This window comes from Cobetia sp. (assembly GCF_983723665.1).
Genome location: NZ_CFDJES010000134.1, coordinates 1 through 2,998, shown reverse-complemented (window position 1 = coordinate 2,998; position 2,998 = coordinate 1). Strand labels below are relative to the sequence as shown.

General features: G+C 62.8%; 3 protein-coding genes. 2 read left to right on the top strand and 1 reads right to left on the bottom strand.

The window, feature by feature from the left end; all coding sequences use genetic code 11:
• Positions 1-323: OsmC family protein (locus tag AC4FAH_RS12065; protein ID WP_490246094.1), on the bottom strand; the 323-nt coding region annotated here is incomplete at its 3' end.
• Positions 324-743: 420 nt separating this feature from the next.
• Here AC4FAH_RS12065 and AC4FAH_RS12060 point away from each other — a divergent pair.
• Complete coding sequence (locus tag AC4FAH_RS12060; RefSeq protein ID WP_288987269.1) at positions 744-1,241, top strand: hypothetical protein; 498 nt, start codon at positions 744-746, stop codon at positions 1,239-1,241.
• 399 nt (positions 1,242-1,640) lie between these two features.
• Positions 1,641-2,804, top strand: coding sequence for an oxidoreductase (locus AC4FAH_RS12055; RefSeq protein WP_490246093.1), 1,164 nt, complete (start codon positions 1,641-1,643; stop codon positions 2,802-2,804).
• Positions 2,805-2,998: the final 194 nt, after the last annotated feature.

The window sequence follows — 2,998 nt, the reverse complement described above, 5'->3', positions numbered from 1 at the left end:
CCCGGCACATCGGCCTTGGTCACCAGGGCGACCTTGGTCACGCTGAAGCCGCTGTCGTCCTTGTCCAGATGGACGGTGGCGGTGGTGTCGATGGCCTTGGGCTCATGACCCGCCTCGCCCAGCATCATCGAGAGTGCCATCGAGAAGCAGCTGGCGTGGGCCGCCCCGATCAGCTCTTCGGGATTGGTGCCGGCGCCATCTTCAAAGCGCGTGTTGAAGCCGTAAGGCTGATCCTTGAGCGCACCACTTTCACTGCTGACAGTGCCTTTACCCTGCTTGACGCTACCTTCCCAATGCGCGGAACCGGTTTTCTTGATCGTCATGCCTGTCTCCTTGACCTGGGTGAACACTCAGGGCCGTTGCCCTGTCCCTCTCACATTGTCACGGCGCGTCGCGACTTCAAGGGGCGTCTGCCCTTTTGCCATCACAAGTGTCTGATTGATCGCGTGTCGGCTGCCTATCAATTGCGTGAGCAAGACACGCCACCCGCCCCGGCGAGGCGCCCGACGCCATGGCCAATTATTTAACAAGAGTTGAATTCCCGCCGTTCGCCCCGATAACTATTCTATCGATTACCTGGCGCGCAACGCCGAGTTGCAGTCACTCACGTCATCCTCTCATGTCTGGCATCGTGCGCTCGCAAGCTGGCGCAGCATTCGCCGACACCTCATACGTCGCCGGTGAATCCCTCACCCGCGCGGCTGCCGACACCGGCGGCCAGACCCGCAAGGAGTCCCCTCATCATGTTCTACAAGACCTCGACAGCCACCACTGACGTCAACGCCTCTCTCCATGGCCAGCGCTCTGATCTGCTCTCAGGCAAGCGTCCTGCCGCGAGCACCCGCCTGCGCCGTGGCATCGGCGCCGCCGCAGTGATGCTGGGCCTGCTGGGCCTCTCCCCGGCTCAGGCCTTCGACGAGATGAACACCGAGACAGGGACCAGCGGCGCGGCCTCTTCCCAGCATTCCTCGCAGGGCCAGCCAACGCCCAGCCACTCCAAGCGCACCGCAGACGGCGCAGCTGACAACGGCGCGCACTATCAACAGAACGAACAGCCCGAGGCACGCCAGCAAGCCAAGGACAACGCCACACGCCAGGTACAGAAAAGCCTCGATGGCGGCGAGATCGGCAGCCAGGGCGGCCGACACGCCAACACTGGCCAGGCCAAGCCGACCGAGAACTGGTTCGGCTGCCCGCCCTCCGGCAGCAGCAAGCAGAACGCCCAGTGCGACGGCAAGTGATCGCCAGCACTGAGCACTCGCCATAGGCACGATTGGCGCTGATGACGCAGGCCCCGCAACCCACGGTTGCGGGGCCTGCGTCGTTGCGCGCATATGCTTATGTGCATGGAAAGCAGCACTGCGTTGCCACTTCATGCAGCAACCCTGAATTATTTGAGAAAAAATCTCGCAAATTCAGTCAATTACATGCACAGGTTGTCAAAACGACAACACTCTCCTTCCAGCGTTCCGGCTTGTGACACCCAGGTGCGGCAGGCACGATATAGGGCATGCAGATGATCCGTCGATCATTCATTCAGGCCACCGCACTGCGTCGATCTTCACCTCTTTGTGCACGCAGACGCTCAGGGCCTACGACCGGATACGACAGCGGAATGCTTTCCGCGGGAGACGTACTAGATGACAGATACCACCGCACTGTTCACCCCCCATGCCTTCGCCGGGCTTGAGCTCAGCAATCGACTGGTGCTCGCCCCGATGACGCGTACCAGCGCGCAGGATGATGGCCAGGTGCACTTTGACATGGTCGATTACTATCGCGATTTCGCGCGGGGCAACTTCTCGCTGCTGATCACCGAAGGCATCTACACCGATGAAGCCTTCAGCCAAGGTTACGCCAACCAGCCGGGGCTGGCCAACCAGGCGCAGCAGGACAGCTGGCGTCCGGTGGTCGACGCCGTGCATCAACAAGGTGGCCGTATCATCGCCCAGCTGATGCATGCCGGCGCCCAGACCCAGCACAACCGCTTCAAGGATGAGGTCGTCGCCCCCTCCAAGAGCCGCGCCAGTGGCGAGATGCTCAGCTTCTACGGTGGCTCCGGCCCCTTCCCGCTGGCACGCGAGATCAGCGAAGCGGAGATCCATGACGTGATCGCCGGCTTTGCCACCAGCGCCCGTCGCGCCAAGGAAGCCGGCTTCGATGGTATCGAGCTGCATGGTGCAAACGGCTACCTGATCCACCAGTTCATCAGTGAGCGCTTCAATCAGCGTGACGATGCCTGGGGCGGCGACGCCATCGCGCGTCTGGCCTTCCCGCTGGCAGTCATCCGCAGCGTGCGTGAGGCGGTCGGCGCCGACTTCGCCATCGGCATGCGCCTGTCCCAGGGCACCGTGACCGAGCCGGAGCTCACCTGGCAGGGCGGCCCTGACGAGGCCCGTGAGCGCTTCGCCAAGCTGATGGAGGCAGGGCTGGATTTCCTGCATCTGACCGGCAGCGATGTCGATGCCCCCGCCTTCCCCGAGGCAGACGACGAGCGTGAGCGCAGCCTCAGTCTGACCGCACTGGCGGCACAGGTGCGCAGCGAGAAGGCCGCCGAGGTGAGTCTGATCACCAATGGCAATGTCGCCAGCGTCGCGAAGGCGCAGGCCGCCCTGCAGCACGCGGACCTGGTCGCCATCGGTCGCTCGGCGCTGGCCAATCATGACTGGCCCAAGCGCGTACAACGCGGCACCTGCCTCACCGAGTTCGACTTCTCGATGCTGTCGCCGCTGGCCACGCTGGCCAACGAGGAAGACTGGCGCATCGCCAATGACAAGCCTGCCAACTGCGAGGGTCGCTGCTGATAGCGGCTGACAGGCAAGACACAAAGAGCCCCGCCAGTCACTGGCGGGGCTCTTTGCGTTGGGAACTGGTCTCTTCTCGACCTGACCTCAGATATACAGCCACTGATCCCACTCAGGCCTTCAAGAGAGTTCCACTACTGAAGGCCAAGGCCGTCATGGCGGACATGCCGGCCTTTGTCATGCGTCCAGAATGT